Source organism: Streptomyces sp. NPDC020875 (genome assembly GCF_040641415.1).
Lineage (GTDB): Bacteria > Actinomycetota > Actinomycetes > Streptomycetales > Streptomycetaceae > Streptomyces.
Genome location: NZ_JBFADP010000015.1, coordinates 54,867 through 79,298 on the forward strand (window position 1 = coordinate 54,867; position 24,432 = coordinate 79,298).

General features: G+C 71.9%; 17 protein-coding genes and 1 CRISPR repeat array (1 of these 18 cut by a window edge). Of the genes, 13 read left to right on the top strand and 4 right to left on the bottom strand.

What is annotated here, in order from left to right; genetic code table 11:
- The first annotated feature begins 176 nt into the window (after positions 1-176).
- From AB0G74_RS11000 to AB0G74_RS11010, 3 genes are all read left to right on the top strand, one after another.
- Positions 177-1,253, top strand: coding sequence for an LLM class flavin-dependent oxidoreductase (locus AB0G74_RS11000; RefSeq protein WP_361143316.1), 1,077 nt, complete (start codon positions 177-179; stop codon positions 1,251-1,253).
- A gap of 191 nt (positions 1,254-1,444) precedes the next feature.
- Positions 1,445-2,119, top strand: a complete 675-nt coding sequence (locus tag AB0G74_RS11005) for an FMN reductase (RefSeq protein WP_361143319.1) — start codon at positions 1,445-1,447, stop codon at positions 2,117-2,119.
- Between the two features lie 817 nt (positions 2,120-2,936).
- Complete coding sequence (locus AB0G74_RS11010; protein WP_361143322.1) at positions 2,937-6,152, top strand: AAA family ATPase; 3,216 nt, start codon at positions 2,937-2,939, stop codon at positions 6,150-6,152.
- A 296-nt stretch (positions 6,153-6,448) separates the two neighbouring features.
- On the opposite strand, the gene metG is transcribed toward AB0G74_RS11010, so the two are convergent.
- On the bottom strand, positions 6,449-8,065 hold the full coding sequence (gene metG / locus AB0G74_RS11015; RefSeq protein WP_361143325.1) for a methionine--tRNA ligase: 1,617 nt from the start codon (positions 8,063-8,065) through the stop codon (positions 6,449-6,451).
- 173 nt (positions 8,066-8,238) lie between these two features.
- Here metG and AB0G74_RS11020 point away from each other — a divergent pair, with 173 nt between their 5' ends.
- Entirely contained in the window at positions 8,239-8,892 is a 654-nt protein-coding gene (locus AB0G74_RS11020; RefSeq protein ID WP_361143328.1) for a response regulator transcription factor, read from the top strand.
- 158 nt (positions 8,893-9,050) lie between these two features.
- Positions 9,051-10,331 carry a HAMP domain-containing sensor histidine kinase gene (locus AB0G74_RS11025; RefSeq protein WP_361143492.1) on the top strand — a complete coding sequence of 427 codons (1,281 nt, stop codon included), beginning with the start codon at positions 9,051-9,053 and terminating at the stop codon, positions 10,329-10,331.
- Between the two features lie 97 nt (positions 10,332-10,428).
- On the opposite strand, the gene AB0G74_RS11030 is transcribed toward AB0G74_RS11025, so the two are convergent.
- Positions 10,429-12,375 carry a VWA domain-containing protein gene (locus AB0G74_RS11030; RefSeq protein ID WP_361143331.1) on the bottom strand — a complete coding sequence of 649 codons (1,947 nt, stop codon included), beginning with the start codon at positions 12,373-12,375 and terminating at the stop codon, positions 10,429-10,431.
- Positions 12,376-12,828: 453 nt separating this feature from the next.
- Here AB0G74_RS11030 and AB0G74_RS11035 point away from each other — a divergent pair, with 453 nt between their 5' ends.
- Complete coding sequence (locus AB0G74_RS11035) at positions 12,829-14,916, top strand: PhoX family protein (RefSeq protein WP_361143334.1); 2,088 nt, start codon at positions 12,829-12,831, stop codon at positions 14,914-14,916.
- A gap of 156 nt (positions 14,917-15,072) precedes the next feature.
- Positions 15,073-15,516, top strand: a complete 444-nt coding sequence (locus tag AB0G74_RS11040) for an RNA-binding S4 domain-containing protein (protein WP_361143337.1) — start codon at positions 15,073-15,075, stop codon at positions 15,514-15,516.
- A 79-nt stretch (positions 15,517-15,595) separates the two neighbouring features.
- On the opposite strand, the gene AB0G74_RS11045 is transcribed toward AB0G74_RS11040, so the two are convergent.
- On the bottom strand, positions 15,596-16,642 hold the full coding sequence (locus AB0G74_RS11045) for an endonuclease/exonuclease/phosphatase family protein (protein WP_361143340.1): 1,047 nt from the start codon (positions 16,640-16,642) through the stop codon (positions 15,596-15,598).
- 257 nt (positions 16,643-16,899) lie between these two features.
- Complete coding sequence (locus AB0G74_RS11050; protein ID WP_361143343.1) at positions 16,900-17,934, bottom strand: hypothetical protein; 1,035 nt, start codon at positions 17,932-17,934, stop codon at positions 16,900-16,902.
- A 143-nt stretch (positions 17,935-18,077) separates the two neighbouring features.
- On the opposite strand from AB0G74_RS11050, the gene AB0G74_RS11055 reads away from it, so the two are divergent.
- From AB0G74_RS11055 to AB0G74_RS11080, 6 genes are all read left to right on the top strand, one after another.
- On the top strand, positions 18,078-18,485 hold the full coding sequence (locus tag AB0G74_RS11055) for a hypothetical protein (RefSeq protein WP_361143346.1): 408 nt from the start codon (positions 18,078-18,080) through the stop codon (positions 18,483-18,485).
- Between the two features lie 653 nt (positions 18,486-19,138).
- Entirely contained in the window at positions 19,139-19,675 is a 537-nt protein-coding gene (locus AB0G74_RS11060; protein ID WP_361143495.1) for an NAD(P)H-dependent oxidoreductase, read from the top strand.
- Between the two features lie 446 nt (positions 19,676-20,121).
- Positions 20,122-21,129 carry an ATP-binding cassette domain-containing protein gene (locus AB0G74_RS11065; RefSeq protein WP_361143349.1) on the top strand — a complete coding sequence of 336 codons (1,008 nt, stop codon included), beginning with the start codon at positions 20,122-20,124 and terminating at the stop codon, positions 21,127-21,129.
- The gene (locus AB0G74_RS11070; RefSeq protein ID WP_361143352.1) at positions 21,126-21,992 is read left to right on the top strand and encodes an ABC transporter permease; all 867 of its coding nucleotides are present in this window, start codon (positions 21,126-21,128) and stop codon (positions 21,990-21,992) included. The genes AB0G74_RS11065 and AB0G74_RS11070 overlap by 4 nt, the downstream gene beginning before the upstream one ends.
- 202 nt (positions 21,993-22,194) lie before the next feature.
- Positions 22,195-22,713 (top strand): excalibur calcium-binding domain-containing protein, encoded by a 519-nt coding sequence (locus tag AB0G74_RS11075; protein ID WP_361143355.1) that lies wholly within the window; start codon positions 22,195-22,197, stop codon positions 22,711-22,713.
- Between the two features lie 126 nt (positions 22,714-22,839).
- Positions 22,840-23,625, top strand: a complete 786-nt coding sequence (locus AB0G74_RS11080; protein WP_361143358.1) for a sulfite exporter TauE/SafE family protein — start codon at positions 22,840-22,842, stop codon at positions 23,623-23,625.
- A gap of 64 nt (positions 23,626-23,689) precedes the next feature.
- Positions 23,690-24,432: a CRISPR direct-repeat array (repeat unit 29 nt; unit sequence GGGAACAGCCCCGCACGCGCGGGGACGAC) (it continues 323 nt past the right edge of the window).

Below are 24,432 nucleotides of genomic sequence, written 5' to 3' on the forward strand. Positions count from 1 at the left end.
GTCTTCGGCGGCCCCGTATCCCCTGGTGGGCGGGCGCGCGGGGGGCCGTCGGGTTCAGGCTGGAATAGACCGAGGGGGGTACCCGTTGGTACGGTTAGTTCAACATTCAACCAACCGGGTCCTCTGGATCCGGGACCGGGCCCACGGCCCGGAGAGCGAGCCGGGAGGCGAGCGACATGCAGTTCGGCATCTTCACCGTCGGTGATGTCACGACCGACCCCACCAACGGCAGCACGCCGACCGAGCACGAGCGGATCAAGGCGACCGTCGCCATCGCGCGGAAGGCCGAAGAGGTCGGACTGGACGTCTTCGCCACCGGCGAGCACCACAACCCGCCGTTCGTGCCGTCGTCGCCGACGACGCTGCTCGGCTACGTCGCGGCGAAGACCGAGAAGCTGATCCTGTCCACCTCGACGACCCTGATCACCACCAACGACCCGGTGAAGATCGCCGAGGACTACGCCTATCTCCAGCACCTGGCCGAAGGCCGGGTGGACCTGATGATGGGCCGGGGCAACACCGGACCCGTCTATCCGTGGTTCGGGCAGGACATCCGGCAGGGCATCCCGCTCGCGATCGAGAACTACGCGCTTCTCCACAGGCTGTGGAGGGAGGACGTGGTCGACTGGGAGGGCAAGTTCCGTACCCCGCTCCAGTCGTTCACTTCGACCCCGCGCCCGCTCGACGGCGTACCGCCGTTCGTCTGGCACGGCTCCATCCGCTCCCCGGAGATCGCCGAACAGGCCGCGTACTACGGTGACGGCTTCTTCCACAACAACATCTTCTGGCCCATGTCCCACACCAAGAAGATGGTCGAGCTGTACCGGAAGCGGTACGCGCACTACGGGCACGGCACCCCCGAGCAGGCCATCGTCGGCCTCGGCGGCCATGTCTTCATGCGGAAGAACTCGCAGGACGCGGTCCGGGAGTTCCGCCCGTACTTCGACAACGCGCCGGTGTACGGCCACGGCCCTTCGCTGGAGGACTTCAGCGAGCAGACGCCGCTGACCGTGGGATCGCCCCAGCAGGTGATCGAGCGGACCCTCTCCTTCCGGGACGGGGTCGGGGACTACCAGCGGCAGCTGTTCCTGATGGACCACGCCGGACTGCCCCTGAAGACCGTGCTGGAGCAGCTGGACATCCTCGGTGAGGAAGTCGTCCCGGTACTCCGCAAGGAATTCGCCCGGCTGCGGCCGGAGGGCGTCCCCGAGGCCGCGCCGCTGCACCCGGCGGTCGCGGCGACCCGGGACTGACCCGAAGGCGTACGGGGCGGGGCCGCCCGGCCCCGCCCCCGCCCCGGGCCTGGCCGGGCGGCTCCCGCCCCGGGCTCCCGAACCGTGGTCCCCGAGGGCTTCGACGGGGAAGCCTTCGACCGAGCCCGAAAAAGAAGTCCGGCGAGGAAGTCCGGCGAAGTTCTACGAAGTTCGACCAAGGAGGAAAGATCATGACCATGAGGCTGGTGGTCGTCTCGGCCGGGCTGAGCGTGCCGTCGTCGACCCGACTGCTCGCGGACCGGCTGACGGAATCGGCGCGCCGGTCCCTGGCCGAGGCCGGAGAGACGGTCGACGTCGAGATCGTCGAACTCCGCGAACTGGCGGTACCGATCGCGAACAACCTGGTCACCGGTTTCCCCCCGGCGCCCCTCGAAGCGGCGGTCGAGGCGGTTGCGTCGGCGGACGGGCTGATCGTGGTGACCCCGGTCTTCTCGGCTTCGTACAGCGGACTGTTCAAGTCGTTCTTCGACCTGATCGAGCCCGGCGCGCTCACCGGCAAGCCGGTCCTGATCGGCGCGACCGGCGGAACCGCCCGGCACTCCCTGGTCCTGGAGCACGCGATGCGCCCCCTGTTCGCCTACCTCCGGGCGGAGACGGTGCCGACGGGCGTCTACGCGGCGTCCGAGGACTGGGGCGGCAGCGGCGACCCGCTGACCGACACCCTGCCGGACCGGATCGACCGCGCGGGCGGCCAGCTCGCCCGGGCGATGTCGCTCCACCCGGCGCGGTCGGCGGCCGACGACGCGGGCCTCGGCGGCTTCGACATCACAACAACCCTGGGCGCCCCCCGTGCCCCGGAGTCGCCCGCCCCGGCGCCTCCCGCTGTGGGCCCCGCCACGTTGTAGCTTCTCGCCGCCGCTACGCCTCCGGCGGTGGGGCCCGGAGCCTTGGCTCTCCGGGTGAGGCCATGCCTTCCGCCCAGCGGGGCGAGCTTCTCGGGCGCCCGCGCGCCGGTGGGGGCTTGTCTCGCAGTTCCCCGAGCCCCTAAACGCTCTCCCCGGCGCCGACCCTGAAAAGGCACCGCCCCTGGGGAGGGCCCGCCTTCCTACGAGGGCGACGAGGAGGGCAACCCAGGTGGCGCTGGGGGTCCCCCCATCGCCGAAGGCATAGGGGGAGGAACTGCGCGACAAGCCACTCACGGTCCGCAGGCCGCGAACAAGAATCAGTGGCTGGGCGCGGCCCGGGTAGTTCGGGCGGCAACCCGGAGGGCCGAGGCGCTGGGGGTCCCCCCATCGCCGAAGGCATAGGGGGCGGAACTGCGCGAACAACCACGACGGCGGTGCGGACCGCCGACAACGCCCGGTCGCCGGACGAGACCCGGGTAGTTCAGGCGGCAACCCGGAGGGCCGAGGCGCTGGGGGAGCATTTAGGGGCGCGGGGAACTGCGCGACCAGCCACAGGCGGGCCGCAGACCGCCGACAACACCACGCCGCCGGGCGCGGCCCGGGTAGTTTCGGGCGGCAACCCGGAGGGCCGAGGCACTGGGGTCCCCCCGCGCCGGAGGCGTAGGGGCGGAACTGCGCGACCAGTCACAGACGGGGCCGGGAACAGCGTCGCGGCGCGGCCCGGGCGGGGACCCCCTAGCCGTCGCGTCCCGCGGCGACCCGTGAACACACCTCGTGCTCCTGCGCATTGACGGCTCGGGCTCCTATCGTTTGAGGCATGACCACTGCACTGATCGGGCGGGATCACCCGGCCGCCGTCCTCCGGGCGGAGATCCGGCGGGCGGCGGACAGCCACGGTGGACTGGCTCTGGTCACCGGTGAGCCGGGGATCGGTAAGACGTCCCTGGTCACCGAGGCCGCCGAGGAGGCCCGGCGGCGCGGTGCGCTGGTGCTCAGCGGTACCTGCTGGGATTCCGACAGCGCCCCCGGCTACTGGCCGTGGGTCCAGATCGTCCGCTCGCTGCGCCGGGCGGACGGCGACGCCTGGGACGCCGTGGAGAAGGCGGCGGGCGGGTGCCTGGCCGCCCTCCTCGGCGAGGATCCGATGGCCCGTAAGTCGTCGCCCGCCGAGACGCACGACGCGTTCCCGCTCTACGACGCCGTGACGACCGCCCTCGTCACCGCCGCCGAACGCCGTCCGCTCGTCGTCGTACTCGACGATCTGCACTGGGCGGACCCGGCCACTCTCAAGCTGCTCGCCTTCGCCGCCCAGCACACCTGGTACGAGCGGATCCTGCTGATCGGCGCCTACCGGGACGCCGAGGTCGAGGCCCCCGACCACCCCCTGCGGCCCCTGCTTTCGCCGCTGGCCTCCCGCGCGGCGGTGACCCTGCGGCTCACCGGGCTCGACCGGGACGGTGTGGGCGCGCTGATCACCCTCTTCACCGGGGTCGAGCCGGAGGGCCGGGTCGTCGACGAGGTGCACCGCAGCTCCGGCGGTAACCCGTTCTTCATCGAGCAGACCGTACGGAACTGGTCCGGCGACATGCCCGCGTCGCCCGGGTCGCCCACCGGCCCCGGGCCGGTGACGTCCGGTACGGTCGCGCCCGGTGTCCGGGAGGCCGTACGCCGCCGGATAGCGCCGCTCCCGGACGCCGTGACGGAGCTGCTGAAGTCGGCGGCTGTCATCGGGCCCGAGTTCCACCGCCAGGTGCTGGCGGCGGCCACCGGCGTCCCCGTACCGCATGCCGACCGGCTGCTGGCCAGGGCCGTGGCCGCCCGGCTGGTCGTGGCCCATCCCGGGGGCCACTTCACCTTCGCCCACGACCTCGTACGGGAAACCCTCTACGAGGAGTTGGACGAGCCCGCGCGGCAGGCCCGGCACGCCGCCCTGGCCCGGCTCGCCGACACCGCCCCGGCGCTCCACGACGGGGTCGCCGTCCCGGCGTTCCGCGAGGGCCTCGCCCTCACCGAACTCGCCCGGCACGCCTATCTCGCGGACCAGCTGATCCCCGCCGCCCGCCGGATCGAACTACTGCGGGCCGCGGGCGCCGACGCCTCCGGACGGCTCGCGATCGACGAGGCCGTGGGCCACTACCGCCGGGCCCTGGAGGTCTCGGTCGACGATCCCCGCGCCTCCACGATGACCTGTCTCGACCTCGCCATCGAGCTGCGGCAGAGCGGCGACCTGGCCCAGTCGTGGAAGCTGTTCGACCAGGCCGTCGCGCACGCCCGGCTGACGGACGACACCGATCTGCTCGCCCGGGTCGCGGTCGCCATCCACCGGTACGACTTCGGCTCCAGCGCGACCTTCGCCACGGGACGGCAGGCCGGGGCCCTGCTGCGGGAGTTGTACGACGCGGTGGTCGGCCGCCCGCCGGGGGCCGAGTCCGTCGTACCGTCCTCCGACGAGATGGCCGGCGCGCTCGCGGTCAGGCTCACCGCCGCCGCCCGCCGCAGCGCCGACGACGATCTGCTCGCCTTCGCCCTCTGGTCCCGCCACGACACGATCTGGGGTCTGGGCACCGCCCGCGAACGGCTCGCCCTCACCGACGAGATGGAGCTGGTCGCCCGGCGGATCGGCAATCGTGAGATGGAGCTGCTGGCCTCCTCGATGCGGTGGGTGAGCCTCCTGGAGCTGGGCGACCCCCGCTACCACGACCAGTTCCGGGACTTCAATGCCCTGGTCGAACGGCTCGAACTCCGCCGCTTCGAGATCTTCCGCACCATCGACCGGGCGCTCGTCGCGTCCTTCACCGGCCGGTTCGATGACGCGATGCGCGGGGCCGAGGAGGTGGACGTGCTGAAGAACGACCATGTCGTCTTCCGGTACGTCACCGTCCATGTGCGGTGGGCCATGCTGATCCTCCAGGGCCGGTTCGAAGAGGCGTACGCCGCCGTCGACCTGCTGACGGAGCTGGGGCATTCATTTCCCCAGCTCGCGCTCGGCGTGACGGCGGCGGAGACCGGGGACGCGGCGCTCGCGCTGCGGATCGACGACGAACTGACCCTCCTGGACGAGTCGCTGCCCCGCCTCTTCGCCCCGCTGCGGATGCGGCTACGGGCCCAGGCCGCGGCCCTGTCCGGCGACCCCGCCCGGCTCGCCGTCAGCCGGGCCGAACTCGCCCGCTACCCGGGCCAGTGGATCGTCGCCTTCTACGGCTGTGACCTCGGCGGCCCGGTCGATCTCTGGCTCGGTCTGGTGGAAGCCGCCGCGGGCAACCGGGAGGAGGCGATCGCGTACCTCACCAAGGCATGGCACTCGGCCGACCGGATGCGGGCCCGGCCCTGGTCGGTCCGGGCCCGGGCGGAGCTGCTGAAGGTGCTGGGGGACGAGGCGCCTGCGGAACTGTCGGAGGGCGTACGGCGGGAGGCCCGGGAGCTACGCCTCCGCCACCTGCTCCCCGGCCCCGCCGAGCCGTCCGCCGCGGCATCCGCCGCCGGGCGGGGCCCCGCCTTCCGGCGGGAGGGCGCCGTCTGGGCCCTGCACTTCGCGGGCCGCTCCATCCACGTCCCCGACGCCAAGGGGCTCCGCGATCTGCACACCCTGCTGACCCACGCGGGCCGTGAGATACCAGCGGTCCGGCTGCTCGCCCCCGACGGCGGCGACACGGTCGTCGCGGCCCGCTCCCTCGGCGGCGATCCCGTACTCGACGACGAGGCCAAGGCCCGCTACCGGGACCGGCTCGACCTCCTCGACGACGAGATCGACCGGGCGGCGGCCCGCGGCGACGCGCCCCGGGCGGCCGAGTTCACCCGGGAACGGGACGCCCTCCTCGACGAACTCCGCAAGGCCGCCGGTCTCGGCGGCCGTACCCGCCGCCTGGGCGACGAGGCGGAACGTGCCCGTAAGACGGTGACGGCCCGCATCCGGGACACCCTGCGCCGCCTGGACCGCCTCCACCCCGAACTGGCGACCCACCTCCGGGCCTCCCTCACCACCGGCACCCACTGCGCCTACCACCCCGCCCCATCCGTCCCCTGGACCCTCTGACCGCCCCGCCCGGTTTCTTGGGGGGCGCGGGGAACCGCGCGAACGACCACGATGGTGGCGCGGACCGCGTACAACATCAGCCCGTCGGGTGCGACCCGGGTTTCTCAGGGGCTCGGGGAACTGCGAGACAAGCCACAGGCGGTCCGCGGACCGCGTACAACATCAGCGGGTCGGGGCGGACCCGGCCCCGAAAAGCCCAGGGCGCGACCCCGCACCGAAAAGACCCCGCACCTCGCGGTACGGGGTCCTCTCCATGTCGAACACCGCATCGGGCCGAGGCCCGACCGCCCGACGTCCTACGACTTCGCGGGCTCCTCCAGGCGCGGGAACAGCACCGCGCCCTTCGTCACCGTCGACCCCACCGGCAGCAGACCCCACTCGCCCGCCCCGCCGACCCGCTGGTCGGCCAGCGCGCCGAGCGCCGGCTCCGCGCCGAGGGAGTCCCACAGCGCCTGCGACGTACGCGGCATCACCGGGTTCAGCAGTACGGCCACCCCGCGCAGCGCCTCCGCCGCCGTGTAGAGGATCGTCGCCAGCCGGGCCTGCCCCGCCTCGGACGTGTCCTTCGCGACCTTCCACGGCTCCTGCTCGGTGAGGTAGCCGTTGACCTGCTTGACGAAGTCGAAGATCGCCAGGATGCCGCCCTGGAAGTCCAGCTCGTCGCCGATCTTCCGGTCGGCCTCGGCGACGGCCTTGGCCAGTCCGTCCCGTACGGCCCGCTCCGCGTCGCCCGGCGCCGTCGCCTCCGGCAGCTCCCCGCCGAAGTACTTGCCGATCATCGCGGCGACCCGGGACGCCAGGTTGCCGTAGTCGTTGGCCAGCTCACTGGTGTAGCGGGCGGTGAAGTCCTCCCACGAGAAGGAGCCGTCCTGGCCGAAGGCGATGGCCCGCAGGAAGTACCAGCGGTACGCGTCCACGCCGAAGTGCGAGGTCAGGTCCTGCGGCTTGATCCCGGTGAGGTTGGACTTCGACATCTTCTCGCCGCCGACCATCAGCCACCCGTTGGCGGCGACCCGCCCCGGCACCGGCAGCCCGTTGGCCATCAGCATCGCGGGCCAGATGATCGCGTGGAAGCGGAGGATGTCCTTGCCGACGAGGTGCACGTTCGCGGGGAACGTCGCCGCGAACTTCTCCGGGTTCTCGTTGTAGCCGACGGCCGTGGCGTAGTTCAGGAGCGCGTCGACCCAGACGTAGATGACGTGCTTCGGGTCCCACGGGATCTTGATGCCCCAGTCGAACGTGGACCGGGAGATCGACAGGTCCTGAAGGCCCTGCTTGACGAAGTTGACGACCTCGTTGCGGGCCGACTCCGGCTGGATGAAGCCCGGGTTGGCCTCGTAGAACTCCAGCAGCTTGGGACCGTACTCGCTCAGCTTGAAGAAGTAGTTCTCCTCCTTCAGCAGCTCGACCGGCTTCTTGTGGATGGGGCAGAGCTTCTGCCCCGCGTACTCGCCCTCGCCGTCGATCAGATCGCCGGGGAGCTTGTACTCCTCACAGCCCACGCAGTACGGGCCCTCGTAGCCGCCCTGGTAGATCTCGCCCTTGTCGTACAGGTCCTGGACGAACTCCTGCACCCGGTCGGTGTGCCGCTTCTCCGTGGTCCGGATGAAGTCGTCGTTCGCGATCTCCAGATGCTCCCAGAGGGGCTTCCACGCCTCCTCGACGAGCTTGTCGCACCACTCCTGCGGGCTGACGCCGTTCGCCTCCGCGGTACGCATGATCTTCTGACCGTGCTCGTCCGTGCCGGTGAGGTACCACACCTTCTCGCCCCGCTGGCGGTGCCAGCGGGTGAGCACGTCGCCTGCGACGGTCGTATAGGCGTGGCCCAGGTGAGGAGCGTCGTTGACGTAGTAGATGGGGGTCGAGACGTAGTACGCCTTCGCCCCCTGCTTCTCGGATCCAGTGGCCGCCATGACCGGAATCCTACCGACCCCGGAGCACCCCCTCCGCCGGGTTTACGGGCCGGGGACCGGCCGTGACCGGGCGGCGCCGGAGGGTGCGAAACATCGGCGAAACACGGTCCGGCGTAGAAAGCACGCATCCTGGGGGAGACATGCCGCAAATCTGAACGGATGGGGACAGTGTCATGCGGGTACTCGTCGCGGAGGACGAGCAGGTTCTGGCCGAGCTGGTCGCCACGGGGCTGCGCCGGGCGGGATTCGCCGTGGACACCGTCTACAGCGGTGACGCGGCCCTCGCCTATCTCGGCCTGCACGACTACGACGTCGTCGTCCTCGACCGAGACCTCCCCAGGGTCCACGGCGACCAGGTGGCCCGCGAACTGGTCGCCTCGGGGTCGCGGACCCGGATCCTGATGCTGACCGCGTCGTCGTCCGCCGAGGACCGGGTCGCCGGTCTCGACCTGGGCGCGGACGACTATCTGGGGAAACCCTTCGACTTCCCCGAGCTGGTGTCGCGGGTCCGGGCGCTGCGGCGGCGCAGCGCCCGGCTGGTGCCGCCCCGGCTGGAGCGGCACGGCATCCGGCTGGACACGGTCCGCCGGATCGCCGACCGGGAGGGGCGGGAGCTGGATCTCTCGCCGAAGGAGTTCGCGGTCCTCCAGATCCTGCTGGAGGCGGACGGCGCGCTGGTCTCCGCCGAGGAGCTGCTGGAACGGGCCTGGGACGCGCATACGGATCCGTTCACGGGCGCGGTCCGGGTCTGTATGAGCAAGCTGCGGTCGAAGCTGGGGGAGCCGTCGGTGATCCGTACGGTGCAGGGCGTGGGGTACGCGCTGTGAGCGGTGAGGGTGGTGCGCGGGGCGACGGTTCGGGCGGCGGTTCGGGTGGCGACGGCGGTTCCGGCGGGTTCAGGGGGTTTAGCGGTTCCGGTCGCGGCGGGCGGCTTTTCCGCCGTACGAGGCTTACGCGGCCCGGGGGGTCTGCGCGGCCTGGGCGGCTGGCGCGGTGGCTGAGCGGGGCGGGGCGGCGGATCACCCGGCGCCTCCCGGCGCCGTCGGCCCGTACCCGGATAGCCCTGATCTTCGGCGCGGTCTTCCTCGTCCTCGGCGGCACCCTGCTGACCGTGGTCAATCTGCTCTCCAGCGCCGGTACGCAGACGGAGGCGGCGGCGATCGCCGAACGGTCGGAGTATCTGCCCGCCGTCCTCAAGGAATACCGGGAGTCCAGGGAAACGACAGGACCCGCCGGATCCGGTGGGTCGGCCCCGTCCGGCACGCCCGCCGAGAACGGCGGCACCGCGACACAGGGCCAGAGCCAGAGCCCGTTCTCCGGAATGGAACTGGACGTGGTGCTCGCGGACCGGCTCACGGACAACGTCAGCGATGTCGCCTCGCAGCAGATGTTCTTCTGGTCGATGATCGCGCTGCTGGTCACGGCGTTGTGCGCGGTCGCCGTCGGCTGGTGGACGGCGGGCCGGGTACTCCGCCCGGTCCATGCGATGACCGCGAAGGCCCGACAGCTCTCCGCCCGTACGCTCCATGAACGCATCGGCCCCGACAGCGGGCCCGACGACGAGCTGAGGGAACTGGGCGACACCCTGGACGCGCTCCTCGGACGGCTGGAGAAGGCGTTCGACGGTCAGCGCCGCTTCATCGCCAACGCCTCCCACGAGCTGCGCACCCCACTGGCCACGCAGCGGACCGCGATCCAGGTGGGCCTCGACGCGGCGGCGGGCCCGGAGGAGCTGGCGGCGACGAAGGCGGTCCTGCTGGAGAGCAACCGCCGCAGTGAGCGGCTGATCGAGGGCCTGCTGATGCTGGCACGCGGCGAACGCGGCCTGGAGGACGCCGACGACGTCGACTGGGCGGAGGTGGTCACGGAGGAGGCGGCCCGGCACGACGTCCGGGCCGAGATCCGCCCGGCCGGGCGGCCCCCGGTGGTCCGGGGCAACCGTCCGCTGCTGACCCAGCTCGTCCGCAACCTGGTCGCGAACGCGGTGACGTACAACGTGCCCGGCGGCACGGTGACCGTGACCGTCTCCGGCGGCGTACTGACCGTGGAGAACACGGGCCCGGTGATCGCGGCGGCGGACGTACCGGCGCTCTTCGAGCCGTTCCGCCGGGGCGAGGGCCGCGACCGGATGGGCCCCGGCGCCGGCCTCGGCCTCTCGATCGTCCGCTCCATCACCGATGCCCACGGCGGTACCACCACCGCCCGCCCCGGCCCCTCGGGCGGCCTCACCATCACGGTCGCCCTACCCCTCCGCCCTCCCGGGTAACGCCGGGGGAGCGGCGGGAGGAACCACACGCGGCGCGCGGGGCGCCCTGGCACTTGGGCGCCCCGTCACTCCGGCAACTGGGCGCCCCGGTACTTCGTCAGCGCCGCCAGGACGACAGCAGCCCGTCGAACAGCTCCCCGTCCGGGAGATCCTTCGGTGCCGGGCCCGCGTGGAAGAACCCGACGTTCGCCGCCGCGTCCCCACCGTCCGAGGTCAGCTTGCGCAGATAGTCGAACGCCTTCGCCTCGTACTCCCCGAAGGCCACGAACTGCCAGAACACCGGCCGGTCGGCCGCCGCCGCGAGTGCGGCGGTGGCGGCGGTACGCGACTCGGGCGCGCCGTCGGTCTGGAAGACGACGAGAGCGGGCGCGCCGGGGTCGTCGCTCTTGGCGTGCAGGGCGAGGACCTCCTCGACGGCGAGGTGGTAGTTGGTCCGCCCCATCCGCCCGAGGGACGCGTGCAGCTCGTCGATCCGGTTCTCGTACGCGTCGCCGGTCAGCTCCCCGACCCCGTCGATCTCGGTGGAGAAGAACACCACCCCGACCCGGGCCCGACCGAGCTGCTCGGCCAGGGCCAGCGTCTGCTCGCCGAGCCGCTGGGCGCTGCCGTCCTTGAAGTACCCCCGCATGGATCCGGACCGGTCCAGTACGAGATAAACGGACGCGGCCACCCCTTCCAGCCCGGCCCGCGCGAGGGCCGCCCGAGCGGCGGAGTGATCCTTGGCGACACCCCCCACGACGGCGACGACGGGAGCCTCGGCGTTCTCGATGTCCTCGGCGTTCTCGGCGACGGTCACGGCAGCGGCCTCGGGCTCCTCGGCCCGCTCCGCCTCGACGTCCGCAGCGACGACCGGCGCTTCCGCCTCTTCGGGCTCGGCAACGGCGGCGGCGGGGGCATCGGCCTCGGCGGTCTCGGCCGCGACCGGCGCTTCCGCCTCGTCGGCCTTCTCGGTCGCGATGGGCTCGACGGTCTCCACGACGACAGGAGCCTCGGGCTCGTCAGCCTTCTCCGCTTCCGCCGCCTCCGGCTCCATGGCTTCGGCGACTGCGGGAGCATCGGTCTCGACGGCCTCCGCCGCAGCCGGGGCTTCCGGTTCTGCAGCCTCGGCAACCGCAGGGGCCTCCGGCTGGTCGTCGGCCTTCTCCGGCTCGACGACGGCAACATCGGCGGCGGGAGCATCGGCCTCCACGGTCTCCGCGACCGCAGGCGCAACCGCAGGAGTCTCCGGCTCGGCGTCGGCGGGAGCCTCGGCTTCGACGGTCGCCGCCGTAGCCGGGGCTTCCAGCTCTACGGTCTCCGAGACGACGGCAGCGGTCTCCGGCTCGTCGGCCTTCTCCACCTCCACGGCCTTCTCGGCCTTCTCGGCGTCCACGGTCTCCGTGGACTCCACGGCTGCCACGGCCTCCGCCGACTCCGCCCGCTCCACCGTCTCCGCGACGGCAGGCGCGGGCTCATCGCCGGTGGACGGGCCGGGTCCGGACTCGGGCTCGGGCTCCGTACGGGTCTGCGCGGGCACCGAGACCGTCGGCGGACGCGGGTTGTCGAACGCGGCCGACACCAGATCCGCCGCCCGCTCCTCCGGCGACTCGGATCCCGAGTCGGCACTGCCCTCGTCCCCGGCCCCGCGCGCGGCGGATTCCTGCCGCGCCTCCGCCTCGACCACGGACTTCGGCGCCGAGGCTTCCGAGACCGCCGAGACGTCCGAGGTAGCCGAGGCCACCGACGCCTCCGCCCCGGTCGTCTTCTGCTGCGCGGCCTGCTCCGGCTCCGCGGTCGCCACTGCCGAGGCCGTCGCCGAGGGCGCGGCTTCCGCCGCCCGCTCCGATTCACCGGGCTTTTCGGCCGACGACGACACAGCCGACGCCGTATCGGCCGCTACCGTCTCCGAACTCGACGTCCCGGTCGTGGCCGTGCCGGTCGTGGCCGGCTCCGGCTCCGTGGCCGGTTCCACCCGCTCGGACTGTGCCGGAACCGTGGCCGCCGACCCGCTGGGCTCCGAGCGGTCACGGCCGAACACCTTGCGCAGCAAACTCCGAATGCCCATGAGCGAGCCCTTCCGCATGAGTTGAGTGCCGTGATTGTCCACGCTTGCTCCAGGCTGTCCCAGTCGTGTCCTGGTCAGGGCGGACACGTAAGGTTAGCCGCCGCTCCCGACACCGCCCGGTCCCGGCGGCCTTTCCCGTACGAGACCGCTCCCGCGACCGCCTTCCACGGCTGTCCTCCCGTCACCGTCTCCCATCACCGCTGTCCGTGACCGCTGTCCGTCACCCGCCTCCCCAGCGCCGGCATCGGCATCGGAATCGGCGCCGACGCAGGCGCCCGGGGCATCCGGGAGACACACCCTTCCGACACGCCCCACCCGTCCCCACCTCCTCCCCGGCATGGATTCATCCCCCGTTCACCCGACGTCCGCCGTTTTGCACGCGTTCCCCCATAACGTCACGCCCGGAGAGATTCCGACACGCTGTCGGCGCGGTGCGCGCCGGAGGAGGACGAAGTGCGCAAGCTGCTGCCCTTGTTGAGCGCCGCACCCCATGCCGGTGGCCGTTCGGCCCTGACCTGCCGCTATCGCTGTGGCGACGCCTGTTTCCGGGAGGTGCCGAACACCAGCGGCAACGAGTACGCCGGGGACATCATCGCGAGCGCCCTGTCGCGCCGCTCGATGGTGCGCGCGGCGGCCGTGGTGACCGTCGCGGCGGCGGCCGGGGCCGCGACCGTGGCGGGACCGGGCGGCGGGGGCGCCACGGCGGTCGCCGCCCCGGCCGGTCACCCGGGCAAGGGCCACGGTCACGGCAACAAGCCGGGTGCCGGGGGCGACGGGGCACGGGGGTTGCGCTTCGAGCCCGTCGCGCCCAACACGGACGACAAGGTGACCGTCCCGTCCGGCTATACCCAGGGCATCGTGATCCGCTGGGGCGACCCGATCCTGCGGGGCACGCCCGCGTTCGACGCGTCGCGGCAGACCGCGAAGGCGCAGGCGGGCCAGTTCGGCTACAACAACGACTTTCTGTCCCTGCTGCCGCTCCCGGGCGAGCGGGGCCGTCAGGTGCTGGTGGCCAACCACGAGTACACGGACGAGGTGCTGATGTTCCGGGGGTACGACCCGGAGAACCCGACGCGGGAGCAGGTGGAGATCGCCTGGGCGGCGCACGGTCTGTCGGTGGTCGTGGTGGAGGAGGAGCGCCGGTCCGGCCGGCTGACCCCGGTGACCCGGCACCACCTCAACCGGCGGCTCACCGCGACCAGCCCCTTCCGGCTCACGGGCCCGGCGGCGGGCGGCGCGCTGCTGCGGACCTCGGCGGACCCGACCGGGCGGCATGTGCTGGGCACGCTCAACAACTGCGCGGGCGGCGAGACCCCCTGGGGTACGACCCTCCACGGCGAGGAGAACTTCGACCAGTACTTCGCCAACGGCTCCAGCGCCACCGACAAGCGGTACGGCCTCGGCTCCGGTGCCACCGAACGCAAGTGGGAGCGGTTCGACAAGCGCTTCGACGTGGCGCGGGAGCCTCAGGAGTCGCACCGCTTCGGCTGGGTCGTCGAGCTGGACCCGTACGACCCCGACTTCACCCCGCGCAAGCGGACCGCCCTCGGCCGGTTCAAGCACGAGGCGGCGCAGCCGAGACTGACGGACGACGGCCGCCCGGTGGTCTACATGGGCGACGACGAACGCTTCGACTACTTCTACAAGTTCGTCTCCTCGAAGCGGATGATGCAGGGCAGGTCGCGGGCCGCCCGCGAGCACAACCGCACCCTGCTCGACGAGGGCACCCTCTATGTCGCCAAGCTCAGCGGCGACAGCCCGGTCTCCGAGATCGACGGTTCGGGCAGGCTCCCCGCCGACGGCGAGTTCGACGGCTCGGGCGTCTGGATCCCCCTGGCCACCGGGAACACCTCCCACGTCCCGGGGATGACCGCCGAGGAGGTGTACGTCTTCACCCGGCTCGCCGGTGACAAGGTCGGCGCCACCAAGATGGACCGGCCCGAGGACGTCGAGCCCTCGCCGCGTACCGGCCGGGTGTATGTGGCGCTGACCAACAACACCGACCGGGGCAAGGCGGGCAAGCCCGGTGCGGACGAGGCCAATCCGCGCAACCTCAACAAGCACGGCCAGATCCTCGAACTCGCCGAGAACTGGGACGACCCGGCGGGCGACGGCTTCGCCTGGCGGCTCTTCCTGGTGGCGGGCGACCCCAAGGACCCCGCCACCTACTTCGCGGGCTTCCCGAAGGAGCGGGTCAGCCCGATCTCCTGCCCGGACAATGTCGCCTTCGACCCGCACGGCAATCTGTGGATCTCCACGGACGGCAACAAGCTGGGCTCCCACGACGGTCTGTTCGGCGTGGCGACGCACGGTGACCGGCGCGGTGAGCTGAAGCAGTTCCTGACGGTGCCGAAGGGCGCGGAGACCTGCGGCCCGGTGATCCAGGAACGCCGGGTACTCGTCGCGGTCCAGCACCCCGGCGAGATCGACGGCGCGTCGGTCGAGCAGCCCGCGAGCGCCTGGCCCGACGGCCCGGGCCGCCTCGTCCGCCCGGCGGTCGTCGCGGTCTGGCGCAAGGACGGCCGAGACATCGGCGCCTGACCCCACCCTTTCCGCTTCCTCGTCCATCCGGTCCCGTCCCTCCTCTCCCATCCCATTTCCCGTCTCGTGTCTTTCGCCCGCCCCCGGTCCGTGGTCCGGGGGCGCCGCGCGGAAAAGCCATCCGCCCCGCACCCGCCACCGGCGTAGGGTCGGGGCATGGCAAACCAGGGCCCGAGCACCGCACCGCCTCCGTCCGGCGAGGCCGTCCGCGTCGACGCGTGGATCTGGTCCGTACGCCTCACCAAGACCCGCTCGCAGGCGGCCGCCGCCTGCAAGGCCGGGCACGTCCGGGTCAACGGCGAGCGGGTCAAGCCCGCCCACTCCGTCAAGTCCGGTGACCGGATCCGCCTCTTCCACGAGGGCCGGGAGCGGCTGGTCCTCGTCACGAAGATCATCCGTAAGCGGGTGGGCGCGCCGGTGGCCGTGCAGTGCTACGAGGACAACAGCCCGCCGCCCCCGCCGAGGGAGTTCACCGCCCCGATCGCCGTCCGCGACCGGGGCGCCGGCCGCCCCACCAAGCGGGATCGCCGCGAGATGGAGCGCCTGGCCCGCCGCCACACCGAACGCCACGGCGGCGGCCACCCCACCCCCGACGCCTGACCGCCCGCGCCCCCTTTTCCCGGTCCGCCACCCGCCACCCGCCGCCTGCCGTCAGTCGCCTACTGCTACCGCGTGCCGCTTACCGCGTCTCGTGCAGTTCCAGCTCCGTCACCAGGGCCCGGTGGTCGGTGTCGGCGAGTTCCACGAAGCGGGCCTTGCGGACCGAGAACTCCTTGCTGATCAGGACATGGTCGATCTGGGTCCCGAGCGGGCGGCTCACCATCGTCGGCCACGAGGGGGTACGGGACGCGCCTCCGAGCGCGGCGGCCGACCGGAGCCCGCCCGCGTCGAGTATTCGCCGGAAGGCGGCATGGTCCTGACCTGCGTTGAAGTCACCGGCGAAGATCCCGGGAGAGCCTTTCGCCTCCCCCGCGTACTCACGCATCCGGCTCAGTTCCCGCCGCCAGTCGTCCATACCGCTGGGGACCGGCGGCAGCGGATGCGCCAGCTGCACATTGACCTCACGGCCCGCGATCGTGGCGACGGAGCCCGGCATCGCCAGGGTCGACTCGATCCCCGGGCCCTTGCGCAACGGGTACTTGCTGAGGATCGCCGAGCCGAAGGCGAGCTTGCCCTCCACCACGTTCCGATACGGGTAGTCGGCCATGGGCACCTCGGCCGCCAGCCCCCGCGAGCACTCCTCGGCGCACTCCGTCACGAAGACCAGATCCGGCCGCTCCCGTTCGATCAGGGCCAGCAGCCCCTTCGTCCCATTGCCGAACTCCACGTTCGAGGTGAGGACCTCGACCTTGGCTATGACCTTCCCGGAGGGTCTGTCGGCCAGCCCGGTGTCGTACGGCCGGACGAACCAGCCCGTGACGGCGAGCACCACGGCCGCCCAGATCATCCCCGGCACCCAGCGGGCCAGCACCATCAGCAGCAGCGCCGCCCCGGCGGGCACCAACAGCCACGGCAGGAAGGCGAGGAGCTGCGGAATCGGGGTCGTCAGATCGGTATCGGCCGCCCGGCAGGCGACGACCACCGTCGGCACTATCAGCAGCAGCACCGCCGCCCACCCGGCGACCCGGCGGCCCGTGCTGCCGCCCCGGGGCCGGTCGTGGTCGTCGAGGGGTGGGTCCGCCTGGTCCCCGGCGTCCTCCGCCGCCGTCGAGATGGCGCTGTCCATTACTGCCTCCGGTCATACGCGAGGCCGCTGCTCGGCATCGCTGTCGGTCACTGAGGAAAACTTGAAACCACTGAAAGTACTGAGAGCACTGAAACCGCTGAAAGTGCGAAAAGCTGTGGAAACCGAACTGAGAGAGCTGAGCAGGCCGAAGAAGGAAAGCGCCCGGTCAGGCCCTCGACACCGCTCCCCGTGCCGCCCCCTCACCCCTACCGAACTCCAGTCTCCGCGACATCGTGCCCGCCCGGTCGCGCATGGCGTCAACTCGCCGCTTCCGTAGTCTCCCCCTCCGCTTTCACCGCCTCCGCGCCGCCCGCGTCCCGCGCGACGCGCCTGCGCCGACGACCGCGATAAACCGCCGCCACCACCAGCGCCCCACCCCCCACCAGGCACCAGGCCGTGATCCACAGCGACGCGGTCAGCGCGTCGACGGCGGCACCGGCGGCGGGCCGGTAGAGCCGTAGCGCCGGATCGTCCAGCGCCAGCCGCCGCGCCAGAGCGACCACGGCCAGCAGCAGCGCCCCGCCCACCGCCAGGGCCACCGCCAGCTCGGGCACCCGGCGCGGCGCCGCCACCAGGGCGGATACCGCCAGCAGCAGGGTCAGCAGCGGAAGCGCCACCCCGGCGCTCTGCAATCCGTCGAAGAGTTCGCGCGCCACCCCCAGCCGCTCCGACTCCAGGACCACGATCCGGGTGTCGCCCACCGGAATCCGCTCCGCGTACGGGACGCCGTCCCTGCTCAGCCGGGCCTTCAACTCCTCCGTCACCGGTGCCAGATCGATACTCGCCGTACTCCCGTCATAGCCGGTCAGCGCCTTCTCGACGGCCGTGTGCGCGGCCTGGTTCACCGAGTTCCACGCCGTGCGGTAGGCGTCCGTCGTCGCGAAGGACAGCACGGCGTCGTACACGAGCGTCCACAACTCGGCGTCCCCGGCCCGATCCCCCGGACCTTCGCCCGCGCCGCTTCCCGTCCCGATACCGGATCCGGAACCGGTATCGGAACCAGAACCGGAATCCTCATCGGTGCCGGTGCCGGTGCCGGTGCCGGATCGCGTATCGGAGTCCGTACCGCCGCCGCCGGAGCCGTCCAGCCGCCCGCCGAGCCGGGCCAGCACCTCGTCCGCGATCCGGGCCGCGATCACATCCCCCACCTCGCGGTCGGCCGCCAGCGGGGCCATCGCGGTGACATAGCCGTCGGCGTCGCCGATCTCCCGGTCCGCCCATACGGCGAGCGCGCTCAGCGGGGTCAGCACGGCGACGAGGGCGATCAGGACGGTCGACAGGAGGCTCCGCACCCCTCCAGGGAAAGCGCCCCCGGGCCCCGGCGCGACCGGGCCCGGTCCGTACGAGTTGCCGGGACCCGGGACCGGGTGTGCCCTGGGAGGAGGACTCGGCGGTACGACGTACCGCCGTCCCCGCGTGGGAAGGAGCGCCCACCATGGCCGCACCAGCAGCAACGCCCGCCCGGCACCATCGCGGAGCCCATCGGGTACAGGTCCCGGGCTCGACCCTCTCCTGGGCCGTACCCCTCTTCCTCGGCGCGTTCTTCGGCTTCTACGCCGGATTCCTGCGCCGCACCGGCACCGCCGTGAGCTGGTGGGACGTCCTCTTCGGCGTGGTCGCGGGCGTCGTCTTCGCGGGACTGGTCTACGGCCTCGGCCGGATCCAGGGCGCGATGATCCAGGAGGTGCGGGCCATCTCGTACGGCGCGCTGGCCGGTGCCGCCGTCGGCTTTCTGCACAGCCTGACCGGCGACAGCGTCCTGAACTCCACCGGTATCGGACTGGCCGTCGGCCTGGCGACGGGCGTGGCGTCCTTCTACGTCTTCCACACCCGGGAGCCGTAGCCCCCGACCGGCCCCGCGGGGCCCCTTGCCCCGGCTCCGCGAGGCCGCGCCTCGCAGCGTCCCCGTCCGTTCCCGTCCGTCGTCGCGCGGTCGCCAGATCGGATCTGGCGACCGCGCGGCCACGTCTCGCGCCTCCCTTACGAAGGGCTGATCGGCAAGGCGGCCGACGGACGAGGGAGCAGGAGATGGGCAAGGCACGGGCGGAGGCGCAGGCGCGGCGGCCGCGCGATTCACAGGCGCAACACGAACCAGAACACGACCCAGAACAGGAAGCGGAATCGGAATCGAAACCGATCCGGAAGCGGCGACCGGTCCCGGCTCCGGCCGTGTCCCCGGCAGCGGCGTCGGCGTCGGCGACTGCGTCCGTGGACCGGCCGCCGTCGTCGCACCGGCACGAGAGCCACGAGGCCCCCACGGCCCCCGACAGCCTCGGCAGCCCGGGGGGCCCGGGAAACCCCGACGGCCCCGGCAGCCCCGAGGGCCGCACCCGCCGGGGTGTACGTACCACGCCCGATCTCGCCGGGGACAAAGCCGGGGACGAGTCCGGCGGCTGGTGGGACGCGGCCGGGGAATGGGACTGGGACATCCCCGAGGAGTGGCGTGTCCGGGACCGCTGGGAGCAGCGGCGTCCGGCCCGGACGGACCGGACGGTACTGCCGCTGCGGGTCGCCGTGATCATCGGCAGTACCCGGGAGGGCCGGGTCGGGGAACGGATCGCGCACTGGTTCACCGAGCGCGCGTCGGCCCGGAAGGACCTGCGGCTGAGGGTCGTCGACCTGATCGACTTCGACTTCCCCGCGCACTACCCGGACCGGGCCACGACATCGATGCGGAAGTTCACGAACCTGATCGCGGAGGCGGAGGCGTATGTCGTCGTCACGCCCGAGTACAACCGCTCGTACCCGGCGTCCCTGAAGCAGGCGATCGACTTCGCCTATGACGAGTGGCAGGCCAAACCGGTCGCGTTCGTCAGCTACGGGCACGGTTCCTGCGGACTGCACGCGGTGGAACATCTGCGTTCCGTCTTCACCGAGCTGCATACCGTGACGCTCCGCAACGGGGTGGCGATCAACCTCCTCGACGAGCCGCTGACCGGCCGGGACCGTTCCATCGCCCTGATGCTGGACCAGTTGGGCTGGTGGGGGACGGCGCTACGGGCGGCACGCACGGCGCGGCCGTACGTCTCCTGACCGCCCTCCCGCCTCCCCGGTGCCCGCCCGCTCTCCCACTGCCCCGGTGCCCGCCCGGCTCCGCGTCCAGGACCCCGCCTTCCCTCGGGATCCGGCCCGGATCCGGGCCGGGGGCCACGGCCGGAGCCCGGGCCCCGCCTCCACCCCCGGGCCCCGCCTCCACCCCGGAGATCCGGGCCCGCCCACCCCCGTACCGCCGGTAAATCACTGTCCTCTGTCAGTGCCCGCCCCTACACTCCCGCAGGCTCGATCGATCCACCGGCACACCGATCCATCGCTTGATCTTTGCCTGCTTTGATACCGTTTTTAGCTGGTTCGCTCCGCGCGACCCCGGAAGTCGGACGTACGAGCGGCCCACAGGCGATGAGTTTTCGCGACCGGATGAGTCGAACCCTCCACAAGACCGAAGATATTTTCGATTCATCAAGGACCACAAGGACAGACGAATGAGTACAGAACTGGCAATCGAGACCCAGGGCCTGGTGAAGGTCTTCGGTGAGAACCGCGCCGTCGACGGCGTCGATCTCTCCGTCCCCGCCGGCACGGTCTACGGCGTCCTCGGCCCCAACGGCGCCGGCAAGACCACCACGGTCAAGATGCTGGCCACCCTGCTGCGGCCGGACGGCGGCGAGGCGCGGATCTTCGGCAAGGACGTGGTCAAGGACGCCGATACGGTCCGCGGCCGGGTCAGCCTCACCGGCCAGTACGCGTCGGTCGACGAGGACCTGACCGGCACCGAGAACCTCCTCCTGCTGGCCCGGCTGCTCGGCCACTCCAAGCCCGCCGCCCGTGAGCGCGCCGAGCAGCTGCTGGCCGCCTTCGGTCTGACCGAGGCCGCGGACCGCCAGATCAAGAATTACTCGGGCGGTATGCGGCGCCGTATCGACATCGCGGCGTCCATCCTCAACACCCCCGACCTGCTCTTCCTCGACGAGCCCACCACCGGACTCGACCCGCGGAGCCGCAGCCAGGTCTGGGACATCGTGCGCGCGGTCGTCGCCCAGGGCACCACCGTCCTGCTGACCACGCAGTATCTTGACGAGGCCGACCAGCTGGCCGCCCGGATCGCGGTGATCGACCACGGCCGGGTGATCGCCGAGGGCACCAAGGGCGAGCTGAAGGCGTCCGTCGGCTCCGGCTCCGTCCATCTCCGACTGCGCCACGCCGATCAGCGGACCGAGGCCGAGAAGGTGCTGGTCACGGTGCTCGGCGCCGGGTCCGAGGTCCAGCTCGACGCCGACCCGGTCGCCCTGACCGCCCGGCTGGCCGACCTCGCCGAGGGCGGCGACGCCACCGAGCACGCCGGACGCGCCCTGGCCGAACTGTCCCGCGCCGGGATCACCGTCGACAACTTCTCCCTGGGCCAGCCCAGCCTGGACGAGGTCTTCCTCGCCCTCACCGACAAGAGCGGCACCACCACCAGCAAGACCGGCACGAAGGGGGCGGCGGCATGAGCACCGCGACGGCGAAGACCGACACCAAGGACATCGACGACCTGGTTCTCGACACCCCCAGGGCCGAAGACCTCGCGGCACTGCTCGTAAGCCGGGAACGGCCACCGCGACCGAGTGCGCTATCCGCCTCCGTCACGTTCGGATGGCGGGCGATGCTCAAGATCAAGCATGTGCCGGAGCAGCTGTTCGACGTGACGGCGTTCCCGATCATGATGGTGCTGATGTACACGTACCTCTTCGGAGGGGCGCTGGCCGGGTCGACCCAGGAGTACATCCAGTTCCTGCTGCCGGGCATCCTGACCATGAGCATCGTGATGATCACGATGTACACGGGCGTCGCGGTGAACACCGACATCTCCAAGGGCGTCTTCGACCGGTTCCGTACGCTGCCGATCTGGCGGCCCGCTCCGATGGTCGGCTATCTCCTCGGCGACCTGGTCCGCTACGTCATCGGCTCCGCCGTGATCATCGCCGTCGGCATGATCATCGGCTACCGGCCGGACGGCGGGTTCGTCGGTGTGGTCCTCGGTGTCGCCCTGCTGATGGTCTTCGCCTTCGCCTTCTCGTGGGTGTGGACGATGTTCGGCCTGATGCTGCGTACGGAGAAGTCCGTGATGGGCGTCAGCATGATGGTGATCTTCCCGCTGACCTTCCTGAGCAATGTCTTCGTCGACCCGAAGACGATGCCGGGCTGGCTGCAGGCTTTCGTCAACAACAGTCCCGTGACCCATGTGGCCACGGCGGTACGCGAACTGATGGCGGGCGAGTGGCCCGCGGCGGACATCGCGTGGTCGCTGGGGTGGGCCGCCGGACTGGTCGTGGTCTTCGGAACGGTCACGATGCGGCTGTACAACCGCAAGTAAGGACCGGCGGACCGTTCCGAGGTACGGGGGAACAACGGGGGAACGGGGGAAACGGGGGAAGGAAGCGGTGGGGCGTCCTCGCGCGGGGGACCAGGGCGCCCCACCGCTTCCGCGTTTCCGTACCCCCGATTTCGCCGATCCCGCCCGCTCCTCTCCTCCCGGACGCTACGGTTCCTTCACCAAATCGGCACAAGGGGGGACCTTGAGCAATCCGTACATCATGCCGCCGCCACCGCCCTTCCCCGGGCCCGCGACCCCGCAGCGACCGCTGTGGAAGATGAAGCGCGTCTACGCCGGAGGCGCGCTGCTCATGCTGCTCGGCGCCGCCTGCGGTGCGGCCGGGGGCTCGGACGAAGCCGGGGCCTCGGCGGCGAAGCCCCGTACCACCGTGACGGCCACCGTCACGACGACGGCGACAGCGGCGGCAGCGGCGCGTGCCGAGACACCCGAGCCCCGTACGACGGTGACTGCGCCCGGCCCGACCGTGACGGTCACCAAGACCGCCGAGCCGAAAGCCGGTACCCAGCCGAAGGCCCGTACGCAGCCGAAGGCGCCGCCGAAGACGACCACCCCCGAGGCGGAACGCCCCGCCGAGCCCGCCGCGGTCTACTACCCCAACTGCGCGGCGGCCCGCGCCGCCAACGCGGCCCCGGTCCGCGCGGGCGACCCCGGCTACGGCAGACACCTCGACCGCGACGGTGACGGCGTCGGCTGCGAATAGACGGGGCCGACGGCCCCGGCGGGGGACGACCGTGAACATCCGATGACGGCCGTCCCCACCGCCCCGAACTCCCGTTCAGCGCCCCGATAATCGACCCTCCGAACGGTCGGCGACGGGGGAACGACGGTGGACTGGGCGATACTCGGCGGCGGGCTGGCAGTCGGACTGGTGATCGCCCTCGTGACCTCACCGGTCGGTGTCTCCGGCGCCGTCTTCCTCCTCCCGGTCCAACTCAGCGTCCTCGACGTCCCGAACCCCGCGGTCACCCCGACGAACCTGCTGTACAACGTGGTCGCGGGCCCCGGAGCCCTCTGGCGCCACCACCGCACCGGCGCACTCCGCGACCCCCTCGTCGGCCGCCTCGTCCGAGGCACCCTCCCGGGCGTCGTCGCGGGCGCCGTACTCCGGGTCTTCGTCGTCCCGGGCCCGACGGTGTTCCGCCTGCTGATAGCGGCCCTGCTGCTGCCACTCGGCCTCTGGCTGTGCGCCCGTACGCTCCGCACCACCCGCCCCGCACCCCCCACGGCCGAACCGTCGCCCCGCGTCCTGACCACCCTCGCCCTCGCGGTCGGCACGGTCGGCGGCGTCTACGGCATCGGCGGCGGCTCCCTCCTCGGCCCGATCCTCGCGGGCCGCGGCCTCCCGGTCGCCCGCGTCGCCCCCGCCGCGCTCGCCACCACCTTCACCACCTCGATCGTCGGCGCGACGACCTACGCCCTGCTGTCCCTGATCGGCACGGGCGACATCGCCCCCGACTGGTACCTCGGCCTGGCCTGCGGCACGGGCGGCCTCTTGGGGGGCTACCTCGGCGCCCGCCTCCAGCCCTACGCCCCCGACAGAACTCTCCGCCTCCTCCTGGGCACTTTGGCCACGGCGCTCGGGGCGCTCTACGCGACACAGACACTGCTCTGACGGCAACGGGGCGCCCCGCAGGCGCGGACGACTGCATCGCTGAGCCTGGCTGTGTAGCGTTTGTGGGAACAGCCCCGCACGCGCGGGGACGACCCCTCGACGGCGACGCCGTCGATCACCTTCGAGGGAACAGCCCCGCACGCGCGGGGACGACTCCAGGCCCGAGCAGTCGAGCTTCACGCTGATGGGAACAGCCCCGCACGCGCGGGGACGACATGATTTTCCCCGTGCCGTGGCAGTTCGAGCAGGGAACAGCCCCGCACGCGCGGGGACGACTCGACCTCGCCCGTCTTGACGGCTCCGGCCGAGGGAACAGCCCCGCACGCGCGGGGACGACTCGATGCGGTACTCGGGGTCAAGGCCGATCTCGGGAACAGCCCCGCACGCGCGGGGACGACTTGCTCAGGACCATGCGCTTGCGACGCTCGGTGGGAACAGCCCCGCACGCGCGGGGACGACGTCTGTTACGCCGGGCTGTGTGCCGCCGCGCCGGGAACAGCCCCGCACGCGCGGGGACGACGCGACCACCGCTGAACTGCCGGTATCCAGCTGGGGAACAGCCCCGCACGCGCGGGGACGACACTTCGTCAGGCTGCGCGAAGTCTTCGGCCTGGGGAACAGCCCCGCACGCGCGGGGACGACGGCAGCGAGGAGGACAGGGCCGCGCTGGCGGAGGGAACAGCCCCGCACGCGCGGGGACGACCCTGTTGACCCGGCCGGGGCGTGCATGGGGAAGGGAACAGCCCCGCACGCGCGGGGACGACCCGTCGCGGGCCGTCTCGGACATGAGGTCGGTGGGAACAGCCC

Coding starts and splice junctions, on each gene's coding strand:
- AB0G74_RS11000 (WP_361143316.1), top strand. CDS start 177: ATGCAGTTCGGCATCTTCACCGTCGGTGATGTCACGACCGACCCCACC.
- AB0G74_RS11005 (WP_361143319.1), top strand. CDS start 1,445: ATGACCATGAGGCTGGTGGTCGTCTCGGCCGGGCTGAGCGTGCCGTCG.
- AB0G74_RS11010 (WP_361143322.1), top strand. CDS start 2,937: ATGACCACTGCACTGATCGGGCGGGATCACCCGGCCGCCGTCCTCCGG.
- metG (WP_361143325.1), bottom strand. CDS start 8,065: ATGGCGGCCACTGGATCCGAGAAGCAGGGGGCGAAGGCGTACTACGTC.
- AB0G74_RS11020 (WP_361143328.1), top strand. CDS start 8,239: ATGCGGGTACTCGTCGCGGAGGACGAGCAGGTTCTGGCCGAGCTGGTC.
- AB0G74_RS11030 (WP_361143331.1), bottom strand. CDS start 12,375: ATGGGCATTCGGAGTTTGCTGCGCAAGGTGTTCGGCCGTGACCGCTCG.
- AB0G74_RS11040 (WP_361143337.1), top strand. CDS start 15,073: ATGGCAAACCAGGGCCCGAGCACCGCACCGCCTCCGTCCGGCGAGGCC.
- AB0G74_RS11045 (WP_361143340.1), bottom strand. CDS start 16,642: ATGGACAGCGCCATCTCGACGGCGGCGGAGGACGCCGGGGACCAGGCG.
- AB0G74_RS11055 (WP_361143346.1), top strand. CDS start 18,078: ATGGCCGCACCAGCAGCAACGCCCGCCCGGCACCATCGCGGAGCCCAT.
- AB0G74_RS11065 (WP_361143349.1), top strand. CDS start 20,122: ATGAGTACAGAACTGGCAATCGAGACCCAGGGCCTGGTGAAGGTCTTC.
- AB0G74_RS11070 (WP_361143352.1), top strand. CDS start 21,126: ATGAGCACCGCGACGGCGAAGACCGACACCAAGGACATCGACGACCTG.